General features: G+C 68.9%; 19 protein-coding genes. 6 read left to right on the top strand and 13 right to left on the bottom strand.

Features of this window, described 5'->3' with window-relative positions; genetic code table 11:
- Nucleotides 1–163 precede the first annotated feature (163 nt).
- From ACFWCH_RS14145 to ACFWCH_RS14135, 3 genes are read right to left on the bottom strand one after another with little or no spacing between them, the layout of a single operon-like run.
- Nucleotides 164–2524, bottom strand: a complete 2361-nt coding sequence (locus ACFWCH_RS14145; RefSeq protein ID WP_378803684.1) for an ATP-binding cassette domain-containing protein — start codon at nt 2522–2524, stop codon at nt 164–166.
- 37 nt (nt 2525–2561) lie between these two features.
- Complete coding sequence (locus ACFWCH_RS14140; RefSeq protein WP_136032376.1) at nt 2562–2972, bottom strand: VOC family protein; 411 nt, start codon at nt 2970–2972, stop codon at nt 2562–2564.
- 5 nt (nt 2973–2977) lie between these two features.
- The gene (locus ACFWCH_RS14135) at nt 2978–3376 is read right to left on the bottom strand and encodes a helix-turn-helix transcriptional regulator (RefSeq protein ID WP_206253386.1); all 399 of its coding nucleotides are present in this window, start codon (nt 3374–3376) and stop codon (nt 2978–2980) included.
- A 179-nt stretch (nt 3377–3555) separates the two neighbouring features.
- Between ACFWCH_RS14135 and ACFWCH_RS14130 the strand changes: the two genes are divergently transcribed.
- Nucleotides 3556–4152, top strand: a complete 597-nt coding sequence (locus ACFWCH_RS14130; RefSeq protein WP_136032374.1) for an HdeD family acid-resistance protein — start codon at nt 3556–3558, stop codon at nt 4150–4152.
- A 64-nt stretch (nt 4153–4216) separates the two neighbouring features.
- Here ACFWCH_RS14130 and ACFWCH_RS14125 read toward each other — a convergent pair whose 3' ends face one another.
- Nucleotides 4217–4981, bottom strand: coding sequence for an SDR family oxidoreductase (locus ACFWCH_RS14125; RefSeq protein WP_136032372.1), 765 nt, complete (start codon nt 4979–4981; stop codon nt 4217–4219).
- 121 nt (nt 4982–5102) lie between these two features.
- On the opposite strand from ACFWCH_RS14125, the gene ACFWCH_RS14120 reads away from it, so the two are divergent.
- The 4 genes from ACFWCH_RS14120 (at nt 5103) to ACFWCH_RS14105 (ending at nt 7790) form a co-directional block, all read left to right on the top strand.
- A complete protein-coding gene (locus tag ACFWCH_RS14120; RefSeq protein ID WP_136032370.1) occupies nt 5103–5576 on the top strand; it encodes an NfeD family protein in 474 nt (157 codons plus the stop codon).
- An 8-nt stretch (nt 5577–5584) separates the two neighbouring features.
- Entirely contained in the window at nt 5585–6514 is a 930-nt protein-coding gene (locus ACFWCH_RS14115; protein WP_247638778.1) for an SPFH domain-containing protein, read from the top strand.
- A complete protein-coding gene (locus ACFWCH_RS14110) occupies nt 6511–7287 on the top strand; it encodes a glycerophosphodiester phosphodiesterase family protein (protein WP_378803683.1) in 777 nt (258 codons plus the stop codon). Before ACFWCH_RS14115 ends, ACFWCH_RS14110 begins: the two co-directional genes overlap by 4 nt.
- A gap of 119 nt (nt 7288–7406) precedes the next feature.
- Nucleotides 7407–7790, top strand: a complete 384-nt coding sequence (locus ACFWCH_RS14105) for an RNA polymerase-binding protein RbpA (RefSeq protein ID WP_136032364.1) — start codon at nt 7407–7409, stop codon at nt 7788–7790.
- Here the strand turns inward: ACFWCH_RS14105 and lnt are convergent.
- From lnt to ACFWCH_RS14060, 9 genes are all read right to left on the bottom strand, one after another.
- Nucleotides 7787–9229: an apolipoprotein N-acyltransferase gene (gene lnt / locus ACFWCH_RS14100; RefSeq protein WP_378803863.1), complete on the bottom strand. Its 1443-nt coding sequence runs from the start codon at nt 9227–9229 to the stop codon at nt 7787–7789. The two genes, ACFWCH_RS14105 and lnt, sit on opposite strands and share 4 nt — an antisense overlap.
- Nucleotides 9230–9327: 98 nt before the next feature.
- Entirely contained in the window at nt 9328–11802 is a 2475-nt protein-coding gene (locus ACFWCH_RS14095) for an RNA helicase (RefSeq protein ID WP_247638776.1), read from the bottom strand.
- Nucleotides 11799–12557 carry a twin-arginine translocase subunit TatC gene (gene tatC / locus ACFWCH_RS14090; protein ID WP_136032443.1) on the bottom strand — a complete coding sequence of 253 codons (759 nt, stop codon included), beginning with the start codon at nt 12555–12557 and terminating at the stop codon, nt 11799–11801. The genes ACFWCH_RS14095 and tatC overlap by 4 nt, the downstream gene beginning before the upstream one ends.
- A gap of 57 nt (nt 12558–12614) precedes the next feature.
- Nucleotides 12615–12851: a Sec-independent protein translocase subunit TatA gene (gene tatA / locus ACFWCH_RS14085; protein WP_378803682.1), complete on the bottom strand. Its 237-nt coding sequence runs from the start codon at nt 12849–12851 to the stop codon at nt 12615–12617.
- A gap of 46 nt (nt 12852–12897) precedes the next feature.
- Nucleotides 12898–13881, bottom strand: a complete 984-nt coding sequence (locus tag ACFWCH_RS14080) for a YafY family protein (RefSeq protein WP_136032356.1) — start codon at nt 13879–13881, stop codon at nt 12898–12900.
- Nucleotides 13878–14870: a YafY family protein gene (locus ACFWCH_RS14075; RefSeq protein ID WP_136037354.1), complete on the bottom strand. Its 993-nt coding sequence runs from the start codon at nt 14868–14870 to the stop codon at nt 13878–13880. Before ACFWCH_RS14075 ends, ACFWCH_RS14080 begins: the two co-directional genes overlap by 4 nt.
- Nucleotides 14870–15802, bottom strand: a complete 933-nt coding sequence (locus tag ACFWCH_RS14070; RefSeq protein ID WP_247638775.1) for a hypothetical protein — start codon at nt 15800–15802, stop codon at nt 14870–14872. Before ACFWCH_RS14070 ends, ACFWCH_RS14075 begins: the two co-directional genes overlap by 1 nt.
- Before the next feature lie 10 nt (nt 15803–15812).
- A complete protein-coding gene (locus ACFWCH_RS14065) occupies nt 15813–16826 on the bottom strand; it encodes a tRNA (adenine-N1)-methyltransferase (protein WP_136032350.1) in 1014 nt (337 codons plus the stop codon).
- Nucleotides 16823–17503, bottom strand: coding sequence for an HAD family phosphatase (locus ACFWCH_RS14060; protein ID WP_206251255.1), 681 nt, complete (start codon nt 17501–17503; stop codon nt 16823–16825). Before ACFWCH_RS14060 ends, ACFWCH_RS14065 begins: the two co-directional genes overlap by 4 nt.
- An 89-nt stretch (nt 17504–17592) precedes the next feature.
- On the opposite strand from ACFWCH_RS14060, the gene ACFWCH_RS14055 reads away from it, so the two are divergent.
- Nucleotides 17593–18441, top strand: a complete 849-nt coding sequence (locus tag ACFWCH_RS14055; RefSeq protein WP_136032441.1) for a PAC2 family protein — start codon at nt 17593–17595, stop codon at nt 18439–18441.

Genomic DNA, 18441 nt, shown 5'->3' with positions numbered 1-18441 from the left:
ACATCCGGTGACGACGCGCCCCACGAGGTCCAGTTGTATCGATTCCCGAACGGTGCGGCGCTGGACGCCTCTCTCGCCGATCCGCGTCGACGTGAACGCTCCGCCGAACGGGACCGCGTCGTCGCACGCACGACGCGGTCCCGTGGCGATCACGTCTGCGTGATCAGGGTCCGCTCACGTACTCCGCCAGGTGCTCCCCCGTGAGCGTCGATTTTTGGGATACCAAATCTGCGGGCGTCCCTTCGAACACGATTCGGCCGCCGTCGTGCCCGGCGCCGGGTCCGACATCGACGATCCAGTCGGCGTGCGCCATGACCGCCTGATGGTGCTCGATGACGATCACGGTCTTGCCCGCGTCCACGAGCCGGTCGAGCAGCCCCAGGAGCGTGTCGACGTCCGCGAGGTGCAGCCCCGTCGTGGGCTCGTCGAGCACGTAGATGTCGCCCTTCTCCCCCATCTGGATCGCCAGCTTGATCCGCTGACGTTCTCCGCCCGACAGCGTCGACAGGGGCTGGCCCAGCGACAGGTAGCCCAGACCGACGTCTTCGAGGCGGCTCAGAATCGCGGCCGCCGCGGGAAGCTTCGCCTCGCCCTCACTGAAGAAGGCCCGCGCCTCCGCAACGGGCAGATCGAGCACCTCGGTGATGTCCTTGCCTCCGAGGGTGTACTCGAGGACCGCCGCCTGGAAGCGCTTACCGCCGCAGTCCTCGCAGGGTGTCTCGATCGTGTCCATGAACCCGAGCTCCGTGATGATGACGCCGGCGCCCTTGCACGTGGGGCACGCGCCCTCGGAGTTCGCGCTGAACAGAGCGGGCTTCACGCCGTTGGCTTTCGCGAAGGCCTTGCGGATGGGCTCCAGCAGACCGGTATACGTCGCGGGGTTGCTGCGCCGCGACCCCTTGATCGCGGACTGATCGATCGCCACGACGCCCTCGCGACCGGACACCGAGCCGTGGATCAGGGAGCTCTTGCCGGATCCGGCCACACCCGTGACGACCGTCAGCACGCCCGTCGGGATGTCGACATCGACGTTCTGCAGATTGTTGGTCGAGGCGTCGCGGACTTCGATCCGCCCGGCGCCCGTGCGCACGGCGGGCTTGAGCTTCGCGCGGTCGTCCAGGTGCTCTCCCGTGCGGGTGCCGCTGGCCTTCAATCCGTCGACCGTGCCTTCGAAGCAGATCTCGCCGCCCGCGCTCCCCGCTCCTGGACCGAGGTCGACCACGTGATCGGCGATCGCGATCGTCTCGGGCTTGTGCTCCACGACCAGGACCGTGTTCCCCTTGTCCCGGAGTTGCAGCAGCAGCCTGTTCATGCGCTGGATGTCGTGCGGATGCAGGCCGATTGTCGGCTCGTCGAACACGTACGTGACGTCGGTGAGCGCGGACCCGAGGTGCCTCAGCATCTTGATGCGCTGCGCCTCACCCCCCGACAGCGTGCCGGACGGGCGTTCCAGGCTGAGGTAGCCGAGGCCCAGCGTGACGAAAGCGTCGAGGTTCGCGCTGAGGGCCTCCAGCAGAGGCGCAGCACCGGGAAGCGTCAGGCCTCGCACCCAGGCGGCGAGATCGGTCACCTGCATGCGGCACGCGTCCGCGATGCTGATCCCCTCGATCTTCGACGACCGCGCGCCCTCGGTGAGGCGGGTCCCGTCGCACTCCGGGCATACCGCGAACGTGGCGACGCGCTCCACGAACGCACGGACGTGCGGCTGCAGCGCGTCGAGGTCTTTGGAGAGCATCGACTTCGTGATCTTGGGGATCAGGCCCTCGTAGGTCATGTTGATGCCCGAGATCTTCACCTTGGTGACCTCGCCGTAGAGGAAGAGGTGCCGCTGCTTCTCGGTGAACTCCGCGATGGGCTTGTCCGCGGGGTAGAAGCCCGACTGCGAGAAGCCCTTCACCATCCAGCCGTCTGCCGTGTACCCGGGCACCATGATGGCGCCCTCGTCGAGCGACCGGGACTCGTCGACGATCTGCGACAGGTCGAGGTCCGACACCGCTCCCCTGCCCTCGCAGCGCGGGCACATGCCGCCGAGGTAGATTGCGTCCTTCACGATCTTCTTCTCGCCGCCCGGCCCGGTCATGACGCCGCTGGCCTTCTGCGTCGGGATGTTGAACGAGAACGCGGTCGGTCCGCCGATGTACGGCTGCCCGAGCTTGCTGAACAGGATGCGCAACATGGCGTTCGCGTCGGTCACGGTCCCGACGGTCGAGCGCGGGTTGGCGCCCAGCCGCTCCTGGTCCACGATGATCGCAGTGGTCAGACCCTCCAGGACGTCGACGTCGGGGCGCGGCACCGACGGCATGAATCCCTGCACGAACGCGCTGTACGTCTCGTCGATCATGCGGCGGGACTCCGCGGCGATCGTGTCGAAGACCAGCGAGCTCTTGCCCGAGCCGGACACACCGGTGAACACCGTGAGCCGTCGCTTCGGGATGTCGGCGCTGACGTCCTTCAGGTTGTTCTCGCGCGCACCCTGCACGCGGATCAGGTCGTGGGTGTCCGCGGGGTGCGGTGCAGCGGTCATCGGTGTCCTTCTGTTCGGGGCGGCGTCGCCGGTGGCGTCAGCCGGCCTGGTTGATACGGAGGAGGTTGCCCGCCGGGTCGCGGAACGCGCAGTCGCGCACGCCGTACGGCTGATCCATCGGCTCCTGCACGACATCGGCCCCCGCCTCCACGAGACGCTCGAACACGGCGTCGAGGTCATCGCTCGCGAGGGTGAGCGCGCCGTAGCTTCCTTTCGCGATCAGCTCGAGGATGGTCTGCCGCTCGGTGTCGGTGATGCCCGGGTCCGTCGCCGGCGGATGCAGCACGAGGGAGGTCTCCGGTTGGTCCGTCGGGCCGACGGTCAGCCAACGCAGCCCGTCGTAGCCGACATCGTTGCGCACCTCGAAGCCGAGGGCGTCGCGGTAGAACCCGAGCGCCGCCTCGGCGTCGGTGTGCGGGAGGAACGCGTAGTGGATGCTGATGTTCATGATGCTCACGTTAGGTCCGCGTCGGGACGCGGCGCTTCTCGATTCCTGATCGGTCGGATGACCTGCTTCGCCTGGAACGACGGGATCCCCTCGACGGTGGCAGCGCGTTCACGGTACACGCTGGGTGGGACACCGACCAGCTCCGAGAACCGCGTGCTGAACGTTCCGAGCGATGAGCAGCCCACCGCGAAGCAGACCTCGGTCACGCTGAGATCTCCGCGACGCAGCAGCGCCATCGCACGTTCGATCCGGCGCGTCATGAGGTACGCGTACGGCGACTCGCCGTATGTCTCACGGAACCGACGACTCAGGTGCCCCGCCGACATGTGCACACCGCGGGCCAACGCCTCGACATCGAGCGGTCTGGCGTATTCGCGATCGATCCGGTCCCGCACCTTGCGCATCAGGACGAGCTCACGCAGCCGGGCATCATCCACCGCCGTCACGAGACGATCCTGCCATGACGTGGGGTGTCGCGTGGTGTCGGAGTGCGACGCGTTCCGGCGGTCCTCCCCCGCGAACGCCTGCCGAGCGCTACCCTGGGGGCATCCTCACAGGATCTTCTCAGAAAGGGTCCCCAACCATGTCTGAAGCAATCAACGAGACGAAGTCGTTCTTCTCCTCCATCCGCATCGCCCTCGCCGTGTCCGGCGTCCTCGCCCTGCTCGCAGGCATCGTCCTGCTCGTCTGGCCGGTCAAGTCGGCCGTCATCGTCACGGCGATCTTCGCGTCGTACCTCGTCGTCGCCGGCATCGTCTACATCGGGCTCGGCATCTTCTCGCAGGCGAAGGGCGGCTGGGCACGGGTCGGCCACATCGTCCTCGGCCTGCTGTACATCGCGGCCGGAGTCATCGCGTTCTTCAACCTCAACGTGGCGGCGGCGACGCTCGCCCTGGTCGTGGTCATCTTCATCGGCGTGAGCTGGATCGTCGACGGTGTCGTGGCCCTCTCGCTCCTCGGCAGCGACGGGTCCCGCGTCTGGACCGTGCTCTACGCGATCCTCAGCATCGTCGCCGGAATCATCGTGCTGTTCTCGCCGGCCATCGCGGGCTTCGCGTTCTGGCTGCTCCTCGGCATCTCGCTGATCGTGCTCGGCATCGTCCAGATCGTCCGGGCCATCACGCTGGGCAAGGACGAGAAGAACGTGATCGCCGACGTGCAGGGCTCCCCCGCCGTCTGACCTCACGAGACGACTCCGCCCCGGTGCCGCCACAAGCGGGCCGGGGCGGAGTCGTATCCGAGGATCAGGAGGCGGTGAAGGCGCTCACGTCGCCGACGAGCCGCGTGTTGTCCTCGGGGACCGGATCGATGACCGCCTTCGCGACCTCGGCCGCGAACTCGGACACGTTGTACAGGCGCCCGGCCGACTCGCGGCGCTCCGCAATGGCCCCGGGGTTCGCACGCTCCAGGAGCGTGGCCGTGATGGTGCCCTCGATCATGTCGCCGGAGACCACGGTGAAACCGACGCCCTTCTCGGCGAGACCGGGGATGAGCTCGCGCAGCGCATCCTCACCGGCGCGCTTGGAGAGGGCGACCGGCTCGTACTCCGGCATCGTCGGGGTGGTGCGGATGAAGTGGGCCTGGTGGCTCGTCACGAAGACGACACGGGCGCCGTCGTCGAGCAACGGGGTGGCCGCGTTCAGCACGTTCAGCTGCGCGTCGCGGTTCAGCGTGAGGGCGTAGTCCTCCGCCATCCCGGACTCCATACCGCCGGAGGCGTTGAGCACGAGCACGTCGAGGCGGCCGAACTCCGCGCGCACCGCGTCGAACATGGCGTCCACCGACGCCGTGTCAGTCAGATCCGCGCCGACGACGAGGACCCGCCGACCGAGCTCGCGCAGTTCTGCAGCGAGCTTCTCCGCGCGCGGAGCCTTGTTGCGGAAGTTGATCACGACGTCGGCGCCCGCCTCGGCGAGGTAGCGGACGGTGTCGGCGCCGATCCCCCGGGACGAGCCGGTCACGAGGGCGACCTTGCCGTCGAGGGATCCTGCGGGAAGAACGTCGGTCACGGTGACTCCTCATGATGCGTGAAACGCCGTGAGCGCACGGCTCTCTCACATTACCAAGCGGTCGCGAGGGCACCCCGATCGCCGGGGCAGCGCGTGATACGTTGACCACAAAGGAGGCCGAATGGACAACTTCTCGACTTTCGTCGTGTTCATCGACCAGTGGGCGTGGATCGGATGGCTGGTCCTCATCGCCGTCTTCCTCGTGATCGAGATGCTCTCGCTGGACTTCACGTTCCTCATGCTCAGCTTCGGCGGCCTGGTCGGACTCGTCACGGACTTCCTCGGCGTGCCGGTGTGGATCCAGATCATCATCGCCGGCATCGCTGCCGCCCTCTTCATCCTGTTCCTCCGGCCTCCGCTGCTGCGGCGGCTGCATCGCGGCGCCGACCCGGCCCGGTCGAACGTGGATGCTCTGGTCGATCTGCGCGGCTTCGCACTGAGCGACATCACGCAGGTGTCCGGGCAAGCCAAGCTCGCCAACGGCGACACCTGGACGGCCCGCTCGTCCTCCCCCGTGCCCATCCCCCAGGGCGCTCCGATCGCCGTCACCGCCATCAACGGCGCCACGGCGATCGTCCGTCCCCTCAACGACTAGGAGAACACGTGGACGACGCATCGTTCATCCCCACGGTGATCATCTGGATCCTGGTGATCGCGGTCATCATCTTCGTGATCGTCACCATCGCCAGGGCCATCCGCATCATCCCCCAGGCGACCGCGGGTGTCGTCGAGCGGCTCGGGCGCTACCACAAGACCCTCTCCCCCGGGCTGAACATCCTGGTGCCCTTCATCGATCGCCTCCGCCCGCTGATCGACATGCGCGAGCAGGTCGTCTCCTTCCCGCCCCAGCCGGTGATCACGGAGGACAACCTGGTCGTGTCGATCGATACCGTCGTCTATTTCCAAGTGACGGACGCGCGCGCGGCGACATACGAGATCGCCAACTACCTCGGCGCCGTCGAGCAGCTCACCACGACCACCCTGCGCAACGTCGTCGGCGGTCTCAACCTCGAAGAGGCACTGACCAGCCGCGACAACATCAACGGGCAGCTCCGCGTGGTGCTGGACGAGGCCACCGGCAAGTGGGGCATCCGCGTCGGTCGCGTCGAGCTGAAGGCCATCGACCCGCCCGTCTCGATCCAGGACTCCATGGAGAAGCAGATGCGCGCCGAGCGGGACCGTCGTGCCGCCATCCTCACGGCGGAGGGCACCAAGCAGTCCGCCATCCTCGAGGCGGAGGGTCTGCGGCAGGCGGAGATCCTGCGGGCGGAGGGCGACAAGCAGGCGGCCGTGCTCCGTGCCCAGGGCGAGGCGGAGGCGATCCAGAACGTCTTCAGCGCGATCCATCAGGGCGCTCCCGACGACAAGCTCCTCGCGTATCAGTACCTCCAGATGCTGCCGAAGATCAGCGAGGGCCCGTCCAACAAGCTGTGGATCGTGCCCAGCGAACTGACGGAGGCACTGAAGGGCATCGGCAGCGCCTTCACCCCGAAGCCGAGCCAGGGGCCCACGGACCCCGCACCCCGCGTGTGACGCACCCGTTCTTCTCGAACGCCCGCTCCCCGCGGATCTTCGCGCATCGCGGTCTGGTGACCGCCGCAGGCGAGGAATCCGGGGTGTGGGAGAACACGGCGGGGGCCTTCGCCGCCGCGCACGCGGCCGGCGTCGAGTACATCGAGACCGACTGCCAGGTGACCGCCGACGGGGACGTCGTCCTGGTGCACGACCCCGACCTGCGCCGCCTCGCTGACGACTCGCGCGCGGTGACCGAGGTCCGCACCCGTGAGCTGCGTGCACTCTTCGCCGATCACGGCGGGCTGCTCACCGTCGGTGATGCGCTCTCGTCCTTCCCCGACGTGCGCTTCAACATCGACGTCAAGACGCCGGCTGCGGCCGGACTCCTCGGCCCCGTCCTCGCCCCGCACACCGAGCGCGTCCTGATCACGAGCTTCTCCGACGCGAGCCGTCGAGCGACGGTCGAGGAAGTGAGACGCGCCGGGGCCGCGCAGCGCCCCGCCACGTCGGGCGGACGCCGCACGATCGCCTCGGCCCGCGCACTGTCGGCCCTCCGCCTCTCCCCCGCGCGTGCCCTGCGTGACATCGACGCGCTCCAGATACCGGAGCGTCGTGGCGCCCTGACCGTCCTCACCCCCGCGCTCCTGCGGGCGGCGCATCGGGCCGGGATCGAGGTGCACGTCTGGACGGTCAACGACCCGGATGAGATGCGTCGCCTCCACCGGATGGGGGTGGACGGGATCGTGTCGGACCGCGCCGACCTCGCGGTCTCGGTCCTCGCTCCAGAGTAGGGCGAGCTCTTTACCCGCCGGCGCTGGGATTCCACTGTGAATACCGCCGAGATCGCGGTCACGTGGATGAAGCCCACAGGCTCGAGCGTTATACCTGACAGCGACGAGAGGACCACACAATGGCAGATCGCAGCCTGCGCGGCATCCGACTCGGCGCCCAGAGCCTACAGAGCGAAGAGGGCGTCGTTTTCATGGAGCGCCGTGAGACCACCTACACCTGTGACACGTGCGGACACGACACCACCCTGATGTTCGCGGCCGACGCCGAACCCCCGCAGACCTGGGAGTGCCGCGCCTGCGGTGCTGAGGCCCGACTGCAGGTCGACGGTCAGTCCGTCACCATCGAGGCGAGCGACGAGAAGTCCGCCCGCACGCACTGGGACATGCTGATGGAGCGCCGCACCCGCGCCGAGCTCGAGGAGCTCCTCGAAGAGCGGCTCGCCTTCATCCGTGCCCGCCGCGGCGCGGGAGAAGATCCCACCAGGGAGAAGATCGGCGCCTAACGCCGACGGGCGCGCCACCACCCGACCACGAGCGCGCCCACCCCACCCCACAGCAGCACCTGCTGCACCCAGGGGCCCAGGACGACACCCGCCGTGAGGCCGGAGCGCAGCTCGACATCCTCGAGCATCGCTCCGGCCTCATCCGCGTCCAGGCTGGTGATGGTCCGGCCATCGTGGCGGATCACCTGACTCGTGCCGACCGTGGAGATGTTCACCACACTCCGGCCCGTCTCGATCGCCCGCATGCGCGCGAACGCGAGCTGCTGGAGGTTCTCGTCGGTACCGCGGAAGTCCGCGTTGTTGGTCTGGAACACCAGCACCTGTGCGCCGTCGCCGATGCCCTCGAGGATCACGTCGTCGTAGATCACGTCGAAGCAGATCGCGAGACCCACCTTCACACCGTCGACCTCGACGATGGGAGCGTTCGTGCCCGGCGTGTACTCGCGCTGGATGAGCCCGATCAGATCAGGGACCAGCGCATTGAAGAACGCGCGGTCGGGAACGTACTCACCGAACGGCACGGGGTGGCGCTTGTCGTGCGACTGCGACGCCTCACCGCTCTGGGTCCACAGCATCGACGTGTTGTAGAAGCGGTCGCCTCGCGCGGTCGGCGCGTTGGCGAGCAACGGGGCATCCACCCGATTGGCGACCAGGGTCATCCGGCGGGCGAGAGCCGAGCTCTCGGCGGGATCGGCGTCGAGGGATCCCTCCGGCCACACGAGCAGATCGAGATCCTCGCCGTAGAGGGGCGCAGTCGCCTCGGTCTGGGCCTGGATCACGGAGAACGGTTCGCGCGAGTCGAAGTAGCCCGTCGGTCCGTTCCCCTGCACGGCTCCGATGCGCATCGTCCCCGTGGCTGCCGTCGGGAACAGCGGGGTGAACACCAGCACCACCACGACTGCTGCGGGAACGACCAGCCGCAGTGGACGCCGCCAGGACCCGGTCCGGATCAGCTCGATCACCATGGCCGTCAGCAGCACCATCAGGAAGCTCAGCCCGCTGACCCCCAGCCACGAGGTGACCGGAGCGAGCGGACTCTCGGCCTGACTCATGCCCAGGCGCGCCCACGGGAATCCGCCGTAGGGCCACCAGCCCAGGAAGAGCTCCCGCCCGACCCACAGTGCGGCGACCACCGTCGGCAGGATGAGCAGGCGGCCAGCCGTGCCGGGGAATGCCCGCGGAAGCCAGCGGTAGGCCAGGGCGATGGGGACGAGCGCGACCGCGGTCAGCGCACCCTCGACAACGCTGAGCGCCGCCCAGGGCAAAGGCCCGAGGTAGCGGGAGGTCCAGGACACCAGCAGACCGAAGAAGACGACGCCGTACACGAGGCCGACGAGCAGGGCGCCGCCCGCCCGTCGCCCGATCAACGCGAGCAGCAGGAGCCCGGTGGCCGGGAACGCGAGGATCCAGACCGTGGCCTCGGGGAACGCGAGATCCATGAGCACCGCCGCCCCGACAGCAGCGAGCACGGCGCCCCACAGCGGCAGGAGGGCACGCGGGCGGACGGGGACGGACGGATCGGTCACGGCGCTCACCCTCACATCGACGAGTAGGCGACGATGCCCCGCCGCACGCCGTCGAGGGCGAGCCGAGCGGTGCGCGCGAGAGCGGGGTCTTCGGCGACGATCGAGAGCTGGTCCAGCAGGTCGATCGTCTGCTTCGCCCAGCGGACGAAGTCTCCGGCGGCCATGTCGGCGTCGATCAGGACGCGGTCAAGCGCACCCCCACGCGCCCAGGTGTGCATCGCCCCCGCAAGGCCGGCGGCCAGGGGCTCGCTGCCGGGCAGCTGGTGATCCCGCTCGAGGTCGTCCAGCTCGGCCCAGAGGGCTGTCGTCCGGTCGTACGCGGCGCGGAACGGCCCCCGGGGCAGACCTCGCTCCCCCGTGTTCGACTCGTCCCGCCGCGGCTCGTACACGAGGCAGCAGGCCATGGCGGCGAGAGACGGAGCGTCCAGGCTCTTCCAGAGGTCCTGACGCAGCGACTCGGCGACCAGGAGGTCACGCTCCCCGTAGATCCGCCGCATGGTGCGGCCGGCCTCCGTCAGCAGGGTCTCGTCGTCGTCTCGGCGGAGGTAGTCGAGTGTCTCCAGCACCTCCACCACGCGATCGAACACCCGCGCGACGGTCCCGGTGCGGTTCTCGATCTGGCGGCGCGTGCGATCGGTCTGCCTCTTGAGCTTCCAGTAGCGTTCGGCCCACCGCGCGTGCGCCTCGCGATCCGGACAGCGGTGGCAGGGATGTCGCTGCATCTGCGTGCGCAACGACTGGATGCGCTTCATCCGCTTGTCCCGTGCGGCGCGCGGCGCGTTCGCGTCCTGCCGGTTCTTCTTCTCCAGGTCGCTGAGCTCACGGCGGATCGCGGCGTACTCGGGGAAGTCGCCGTGCTCGCAGGCCATGGCGGAGCGATAACCGGCAAGAGACTCCTCCGCCTCACGCACCTGGCGCGCCAGGCCGACGACGGCGCGATCGGCCTGGAACTGCGCGAACGACGACTCCAGGATCTGCCGCGCCCTGCCCTTCCCGAACATGTCGATCAGGTTGACGGCCATGTTGTAGGTCGGCCGGAAGCTGGAGTTCAACGGATACGTGCGTCGGGAGGCGAGGGCGGCCACGGCCTGCGGATCCATGCCCTCGGTCCACTGCACGACCGCGTGGCCCTCCACGTCGATCCCCCGGCGACCCGCCCGCCCGGTGAGCTGCGTGTACTCGCCGGACGTGATCGCGACACGCGCCTCGCCGTTGAACTTCTCCATCTTCTCCAGCACGACGGTCCGGGCCGGCATGTTGATGCCGAGAGCGAGCGTCTCGGTCGCGAACACGACCTTCACGAGCTTGCGCTGGAAAAGTTCCTCGACGACCTCCTTGAACGCCGGAAGCAGACCGGCGTGATGGGCGGCCACGCCGCGCTCGAGGTTGTCGAGCCACTCCCAGTAGCCGAGCACACCGAGATCCTCGTCCTGCAGGGTGCGCGTGCGCTCCTCGACGATGGCGCGGATCTCGGCCCGCTCCTCGTTCGAGGTGAGGCGGATGCCCGCGCGCCGGACCTGCTGCACGGCGGCATCGCAGCCGACACGGCTGAAGATGAAGAAGATGGCGGGCAGGAGACTCGACCGCTCCAGGAGCTCGACCACATCCGGGCGATCCATCCGCTCGATGCGACGCGCGTTGGCCGAGCGCACCGGGCGTCGTCCGCCGCGAGGCGGGCGCTGCGCCTGCCGTCCAGCGTGACGGTTGCTGCGATACGACTGCGCCTGCCGATTCGCCTCGTACGTCGAGCCCGTGAAGGAGCGGATCCGCATGAGCTCCTGGTTGACCTGGGCCGTCGCGAGACCCGCCCTGTCGTCGAACAGCGGAAGCAGGTCGTCGCGCACGAGCACGTGCTGCTCCAGGGGCACCGGCCGCACCTCGGACACGATCACCTCCGTGTCGCCCCGCACCGTGTCGAGCCAGTCGCCGAACTCCTCCGCATTCGACACCGTCGCGCTGAGGGAGACCAGACGCACGCGCGGGGGCAGGTGGATGATCACTTCCTCCCACACGGCTCCGCGGAACCGATCGGCCAGGTAGTGCACCTCATCCATCACGACGTAGCGCAGGTCGCGGAGCGCGGCGGAGTCCGCGTAGATCATGTTCCGCAGCACCTCGGTCGTCATCACGACGATGCGGGCGTTGCCGTTGATGTTCGTGTCGCCGGTGAGCAACCCGACCTCGTCGGGGCCGTAGACGTCGACGAGCTCGCGGAACTTCTGGTTCGACAGGGCCTTCATCGGCGTCGTGTAGAACGCCTTGTCCGTCGGGCTCTGCATCGCGAGGTGGATCGCGAACTCACCGACGATCGTCTTGCCCGCCCCGGTCGGCGCCGCGACCAGCACGCTGCGCCCGTTCTCCAGGGCGTGACACCCGGCCACCTGGAACGGATCGAGCTGGAATCGCTGGCGCGCGGCGAAGGCGACGGTCTGCGGATGGCTCGCCGCGTCCTGCGCCTGCGCGTAACGGTCGGACGGAGAACTCATACGGCGTCAGGGACGATGCCGGCGGCCGCATCCCTCTTCCGTTTGCGCCGATCGAAGAGCAGAGAGAGTCCCGCGGCGGCGAAGAACAGCACGATGAGGATCCCGGCGAGCATCAGCATGCTCACGACGTCGGCGGCGGGAGTCGCGAGGGCGGCGAAGATCGTCGCGATGAGGACCGCGACTCGCCAACCCTTGAGGATGGCGCGACCCGACATGACGCCGGCCAGGTTCAGCGCGACCAGGAACACCGGGAGCACGAACGACACCCCGATCACGATCATCAGCTTGAAGACGAAGTCGTAGTACTCCTGCGCGTAGTAGAAGTTCGTCCCGCCCTCGGGGGTGAAGCTCCACATGAGTTCGATCACGTGCGGCATGATCATGACGCCGAGGTAGCAGCCGGCGAAGAAGAGCGGAACCGCGGCGAGCACGAAGCCGACCGTGTACTTGATCTCCTTGCGCGTGAGCCCCGGCATGATGAACGCCCAGACCTGCCACAGCCAGATGGGCGCGGACAGGAACAGCCCGATCGAGAAGGCGATGCGCATGCGCATGTCGAAGGCCGCGGTCACCGTGCCGAAGTTCAGCGCGCTGAAATCGTCGCCGCGTTTCTCGGTGATGATCCGGATGGGCTCCGTGATGAAGTGGATGACCGGGTCCGCGACGATGAACGCGATCACCATGCCGACCACCAGCGCGAGGGCAGCGTACATGAGACGCTTCCGCAGCTCGACGAGATGCGCGCCGAGCGACATCCGCCGATCCCGGTCGGCCTTCGCCTTCACGGTCGGTTCGATGGCTGCCACGGCCGGTCAGGCGCGAGGCGGAGTCTCAGGTTCGGCGCCCGTGTCCTTCACCGAGGTGGGCTCAGCGACGGCGGACTCGGCGTGCGTCGCATCTTCTTCCTTCATCGCCTTCATCTCACCCTTGAACACGCGGGCGGACTGCCCCATGCTCTTCGCGAGCGCCGGCAGCTTGGCAGCGCCGAAGAGAAGGAGGATGACGGCGAGCACGATCAGCAGGTGCCAGCCTTGCATTCCAGCGAACATATCGACATTCCCGTCGTCGGGGGGGCTTTCGTCCCCAGTCTACAGATCAATCCTGCGTATCGGGCTGGTGGTACAGCGCGAGTCCCGCCTCCGCCCACTCGCGCGTCGCCGACCGAGCGACTCCCGGCTCCCGGACTTCCATCGCTCCGCCGAACCTGGCCGCGAGGCGCTTGATGCCCCGCGGGTCCGCCAGATGCAGACGGGCCGTCACGACGCCGTTCGCGGGCTCCATCGCTTCCGCCGGCAGGAACCCGCTGAGCAACGGGGCGAGCCGCTCCGGCACGCGCACCGTGACCTCGCCTTCGTCCTCCAGACCGGCGAACGCCTCGGGAACCTGGTCGCCGCCGTGGGTACTGGGGATGTCGGTCAGCGTCGGCTCGCTCACCCGATCCAGGTGGAAGGTACGCATCGCCTCGCGCATGTGGCACCATCCCTGCAGGTACCACTGCCCGTTCGTGATCAGGATCTGGACGGGATCGACGGTGCGCGTGGTCGGAGTCGAGTCAGGCGCCTGGTAGGTGAACGAGACGGCGACGCCCTGCTGCAGCCCGCGCGACACCACGGAACGGACCTCGTCGACGGCGCTCGGCGCCACGACGACATCGGCGGGGGCATCGGCCGCACCGCGGGAGAGCTTCGAGATCAGACCGGCGACGAGACCCGAGTCGGAGACCGCCGGAACGGCCGCCACCATCTGCAGCCCGGCCAGGAGCGCGGCGGCCTCCCGGGCGGTGAACCGCGGAACCCGGCGCAGCGCGACGTCGTTCGTGATCTCGATGACGTCCTCCAGCTCGAGCAGGTCCCAGTTGATGTCGAACATCTCCTGAGGCTGCTGCCAGAATCCGGCCTCGCCCGGCAATCCGATCACGGTGAGCTTCTCGACCATCGCGCGCATCTCGCGCGGCGTGACGCCGAACTCCTCCGCGGCCTCCGCGAGAGATACCTGCCCGTGCTCGAGCAGGTAGGGAACGAGTGTCAGGTACAGACGTACGCGATCAGCGGCAAGGAGCGGCTTCTGCTGCGGGCTCATGCGCGTGCCCCCGTGTCGGTGTGCGCATCCACGACAGCGGACAACCGGGCGACCACGGCGTCACGCAGCGGGGCAGGCTCGACCACCCGTACCTCGGGACCGTACGAGGCCAGCTCGTCGGCGAGGATGTGCAGGTCCACGAATGGCACGCGGATGCCCTGCGCGGCGGCGGTCGCGCGTCGTCCGAGCCTCAGCGCGGCCTCGGTGCCCGGAGTCACCTCCAGAAGCGCGGAGTTCGCCGCCGCGACCTGCTCGAGTCCGCTCAGCGCGCGCTCCCCCGCTCCCTCGCGCAGGGCGGGGTCGAACGACGTCGCGCTCACCGCCACGTCGCCCACGATGCGGCTCAGCAGGAAGGTGCGGTCCTCCTCCACATCCACATCGACCCCGTAGACGTGCCAGCGCGCCTCATAGTCCACCAGTGCCAACGGCCGGACGCGGCGACGACGCGGCGCATCCTCCCCGGGCTTCAGATAGTCGAACGACACCACACGGCTGCGCTCGATCGCGTCCTGCAGCGGAGAGAAGGCCGCGTCCCGTGCGGTGATGCGCGGAGCGAAGCCGATGATCGGCTCATCGCCGTCGATACCGAGAGCGCGGATCTTGCGCACGCCCGACTGGGCGTCGCCCGAGACCGACTCCGCACTCCACACGCTTCCCGCCAGGCGCAGCACCGCGAGCTCCGCCGCGGTGAACTCGATGTCGCTCGGCAGGTCGTACTCCGCTTGGGGGATGCGGTACCGCGCCTCCCGGAGATCGTTCGGGTCGGCAGCATCGCCGATCGTCTCGATCGGCACGCCGAGCGACCGGAGCTCGTCCTTGTCGCGCTCGAACATCTTCTCCAGGGCATCGGAGCGCGTACCCGCGTCCGCCCGCTGCCGATACCCCGAGACGTTGTCGAGGATCTGCTGCTTCGTCAGCCCGATCTCCGTCGCCATCAGCGCCACGACGAGGTTCGTCAGGCGCTCTTCGGCAGGGATCCGGGCGGCCATCACGGAGCGGCTGAGGGGGCGATGCCGAGGATGTCCACCACGACGGCCATCGCGACGGAGTTCTCGGTCTTCGGGAGCACGACGAGCACCTGCGAGCCGACCGTGTGCCCCACGAGGGCCTCAGCCACGGGGGGTGCGATCTGCGCCATCTGGTCGACGGCCTGCTGGCCCCAGGAGCTCTGGATGACCTTCTTGTCGTCCCAGCCCACGGCCGTAAAGTGAACGAGCGGAGAGTCGTCCTTCGTGACCTTCTCTCCGTCACCGAGGATGAGCGTCTGGACGACCTGCTTCTTCGGTGCGGCGCTGTCCGGGATGATCACGCCGGGAGTGCCGTCGGGAGCACGGACCACGGTCGGCATGCCCTGCGCGTCGTTGAACTGCAGCGAGCCCTCGGCGCGCGGGTGGAACGCATCAACGACGTCGACCACGAAGACGGCGACGTCGTCCTCCGCCATGCCGAAGCCCTTGAGATTCGCGGCACCGAAGTCGTCGGGCGTGAGCCCGGCCACGACGCGGCTTCCGGCGGTCGCGCACTCGAGGACGTCGGCAAGGCCGGGCGCCTGCGAGGCCCACGACTCGATGCTGGACGCGCGCGTGCTGTCGCTGTCGTAGGACGTGGCGAACACCTTCTCACCCGTCTCGCCGCTGTAGATCGAGAGCTGCACGATGATCGGCTGCGCGTCGTCGACGATGCGACGGCCGTCTCCGGTCACCGCGTCGGTGAACGACGTCTCGGTCAGGCGGAGGGGACTGAAGATGTCGACGTCGGGCGTGGAGCCGACCTCTCCGTCGACAGTCACGGCGTCGCCGATGCCGTTCGCGTGGCCCGTGCGATCGCACGAGGCGTCGGCGGAAGACGCGGTCACGCTGCACCCGGTCAGAGCGAGGGCGGCGAGACTGAGGGTGGCCAGAACGGCGGACGTTTTACGCACGCGCTCCAGTCTATTCCGTCGACTGCCCGGATTCGCGCGACGCGGCGGCCTGGCGCGCGCCTTCGGCTGCCTTTCCCGCCTCGCGAGCCCGCTTGCGGAGGTTCTTGTCCGTGATCTCGCGGTCGCCGACGGCCCCCGGCGTCCACAGCTCGACGTCGGCGTCGCTGTAGCTGCTCTTCGACGCGCGCCGCTTGACCGACGGCGCGACCGCGCCGGGCGCGAGCCGGCGGGCCGTGAGGAGGAAGCCGGTGTGCGCCACCATCCGGTGATCCGGTCGCACCGCGAGCCCCTCGACGTGCCAACCGCGCACCATCGTCTCCGACGCATCGGGATCGGTGAACAGACCGGTTCCGCGGATGTACTCCGCAACCCTCGAGAGCTGGGTCGCGGTCGCGATGTAGCAGAGCACCACGCCGCCCGGTGTGAGCGCGTCGGCCACCGCATCGATGCACTCCCACGGGGCGAGCATGTCGAGGACGACCCGGTCGACGGAACCGGCCTCGACCTCGGCGGGCAGGGCCTCGACGAGATCGCCCACCACCACTCGCCAGGTGTCGGGGGTCTCGCCGAAGAACGTCTCCACATTGCTGCGGGCCACGTCGGCGAACTCCTCGCGCCGCTCGAACGAGATCAGGGTCCCGGCGGGTCCGATCGCGCGCAACAGCGACAGGGACAGCGCGCCGGAGCCGACGCCCGCCTCGACCACCGTCGCCCCGGGGAAGACGTCCGCCTGCATCACGATCTGCGCTGCATCCTTCGGGTAGACGATCGCCGCACCGCGCGGCATCGACATCGCGAAGTCGCGCAGCAGGGGGCGCAGGGCCAGATACTCGTGCCCGGAGCTGTTCGCCACGACGGAGCCGTCAGGAAGCCCGATCAGGTCGCGGTGCCGCAGCACGCCGTGGTGCGTATGCAGCTCGCCGTCCTCGCGCAGCGTGACCGTGTGCAGGCGCCCCTTCGGGCCGGTGAGCTGAACGCGGTCGCCCTCGCGGAACGGACCGCTCGGTCGCTGGGTCGCCGTCATCGGGTCGCCTCCGTGGTCGTGTGCGCGCCGAACAGCTCGGCGATGTCCGCGGCACCGCGGAGGTGCAGTGTGGGCCAGAGTTGGTGGGCGCCGAGGCCGTCGAGCGGCACGATGTGCGGCACTCCCAGCGTGAGCGCCCCCGACGCGAGACCCGCTCGCAGCCCCGTCGGGGAGTCCTCGATCACCACGACCTCCGCGATGTCGACATCCAGCAGGGCAGCGGCCTGCAGGTACGGCTCAGGGTGGGGCTTGGGATTGTCCACGTCGTCGCCGGCGACGACGACGTCGAAGGCCTCGAAGTCGATCAGGTCCACCACATCCAGGGCCATCCGGCGCAGCGACATCGTGACCAGGCCCGTGCGGATGTCGGCGGCGCGCAGGTCGCGCAGCAGTTCGCGAGCCCCGGGGCGGAACGGCACCCCCTGCGTGCGCAACGCCTGCTGCACGGCGTCGGTGAGGTGCGAGACGATCGCCTCCGGCTCCATGTCGACGCCCGCGTCCTGCAGGATGATCGCGCTGTCGAGGAGCCCGCTGCCGACGAGCCGCAGGGCGTCTTCGTGCGTCCAGGTCCCTCCGAACGACTCGACCAGCGCGGTCTCGGCCGCCATCCAGTAGGGCTCGGTGTCGACGAGTGTTCCATCCATGTCCCAGAGGACCGCGCGGGGCTTGCTGCTCACTGAACCCATGCTAGCCGGGCGCGGCCCACATCCCGCCGTCGCGGGCTAGCCTGGGGTGACCGGAACCGCGAACCCGATGGGAGCACATGGTGGATGTCCTCGGTCCCCGCATCGTCATCGCCGCGTTCGACGGCTGGAACGATGCGGGCGAAGCGGCCAGCGGCGCGATCGCGGCGCTGCAGTCGTCCGGCGACTACGACCTCGTGCATTCCGTCGACCCCGAGCTGTACTTCGACTACCAGTACACGCGTCCCGCCACTCGCATGGATGCGGAGGGGCGACGTCAGCTCACCTGGCCGGAGGCCGGGCTCTGGCGTCCGCGGAACCCCGGGCCCGGCCCGGAGTTCTGGCTGCTCACCGGCGCCGAGCCCGCCCGCACCTGGCAGGCGTTCGCCTCGGAGTTCATCGACGTCGCGCTGCGCGACGACGTCACCGGTTTCGTGACCCTCGGCGCGATGCTGTCGGACGTGCCGCACACCCGACCCATCTCGATCTTCGCCTCGAGCCAGAACGACCAGGTGCGTGAGGCGCACGGCCTCGAGCGATCGGTGTACGAAGGTCCCGTCGGCATCCTCACGGTGTTCGAGCACTTCGCGGAGAACGCCGGGATCCCCTCGGTCAGCCTCTGGGCCAGCGTGCCCCACTACGTCGCCTCTGCCGCCCCCTCGCCGAAGGTGACGCTCGCCCTCCTCGACCGACTCGAGGAGCTCACCGGTGTCGACGTCGACCGCCGGCACCTGCGCACCGAGGCAGCCGCATGGGAGGCGTCGATCGACGCTGCGGCATCCGAGGACGAGGAGATGGCCGAGTACATCCGTCAGCTGGAGCGCACGCGCGACACCTGGGACTCGCCCGATGCCTCCGGCGACGCGATCGCCCAGGCGTTCGAACGCTACCTGCGCCGCCGCGACGACGGTCCGGGCGACCGCAAGCGCTGA

This window comes from Microbacterium sp. NPDC060132 (assembly GCF_042729675.1).
Lineage (GTDB): Bacteria > Actinomycetota > Actinomycetes > Actinomycetales > Microbacteriaceae > Microbacterium > Microbacterium sufflavum.
This window is presented reverse-complemented; position numbering and strand designations above follow the sequence as displayed.

Coding starts and splice junctions, on each gene's coding strand:
- ACFWCH_RS14135 (WP_206253386.1), bottom strand. CDS start 3,376: ATGCGCAAGGTGCGGGACCGGATCGATCGCGAATACGCCAGACCGCTC.
- tatA (WP_378803682.1), bottom strand. CDS start 12,851: ATGTTCGCTGGAATGCAAGGCTGGCACCTGCTGATCGTGCTCGCCGTC.
- lnt (WP_378803863.1), bottom strand. CDS start 9,229: ATGGATCTCGCGTTCCCCGAGGCCACGGTCTGGATCCTCGCGTTCCCG.
- ACFWCH_RS14140 (WP_136032376.1), bottom strand. CDS start 2,972: ATGAACATCAGCATCCACTACGCGTTCCTCCCGCACACCGACGCCGAG.
- ACFWCH_RS14080 (WP_136032356.1), bottom strand. CDS start 13,881: ATGAGCCCGCAGCAGAAGCCGCTCCTTGCCGCTGATCGCGTACGTCTG.
- ACFWCH_RS14065 (WP_136032350.1), bottom strand. CDS start 16,826: ATGACGGCGACCCAGCGACCGAGCGGTCCGTTCCGCGAGGGCGACCGC.
- ACFWCH_RS14145 (WP_378803684.1), bottom strand. CDS start 2,524: ATGACCGCTGCACCGCACCCCGCGGACACCCACGACCTGATCCGCGTG.
- ACFWCH_RS14075 (WP_136037354.1), bottom strand. CDS start 14,870: ATGGCCGCCCGGATCCCTGCCGAAGAGCGCCTGACGAACCTCGTCGTG.
- ACFWCH_RS14120 (WP_136032370.1), top strand. CDS start 5,103: ATGGACAACTTCTCGACTTTCGTCGTGTTCATCGACCAGTGGGCGTGG.
- ACFWCH_RS14105 (WP_136032364.1), top strand. CDS start 7,407: ATGGCAGATCGCAGCCTGCGCGGCATCCGACTCGGCGCCCAGAGCCTA.
- ACFWCH_RS14095 (WP_247638776.1), bottom strand. CDS start 11,802: ATGAGTTCTCCGTCCGACCGTTACGCGCAGGCGCAGGACGCGGCGAGC.
- ACFWCH_RS14130 (WP_136032374.1), top strand. CDS start 3,556: ATGTCTGAAGCAATCAACGAGACGAAGTCGTTCTTCTCCTCCATCCGC.
- tatC (WP_136032443.1), bottom strand. CDS start 12,557: ATGTCGCTCGGCGCGCATCTCGTCGAGCTGCGGAAGCGTCTCATGTAC.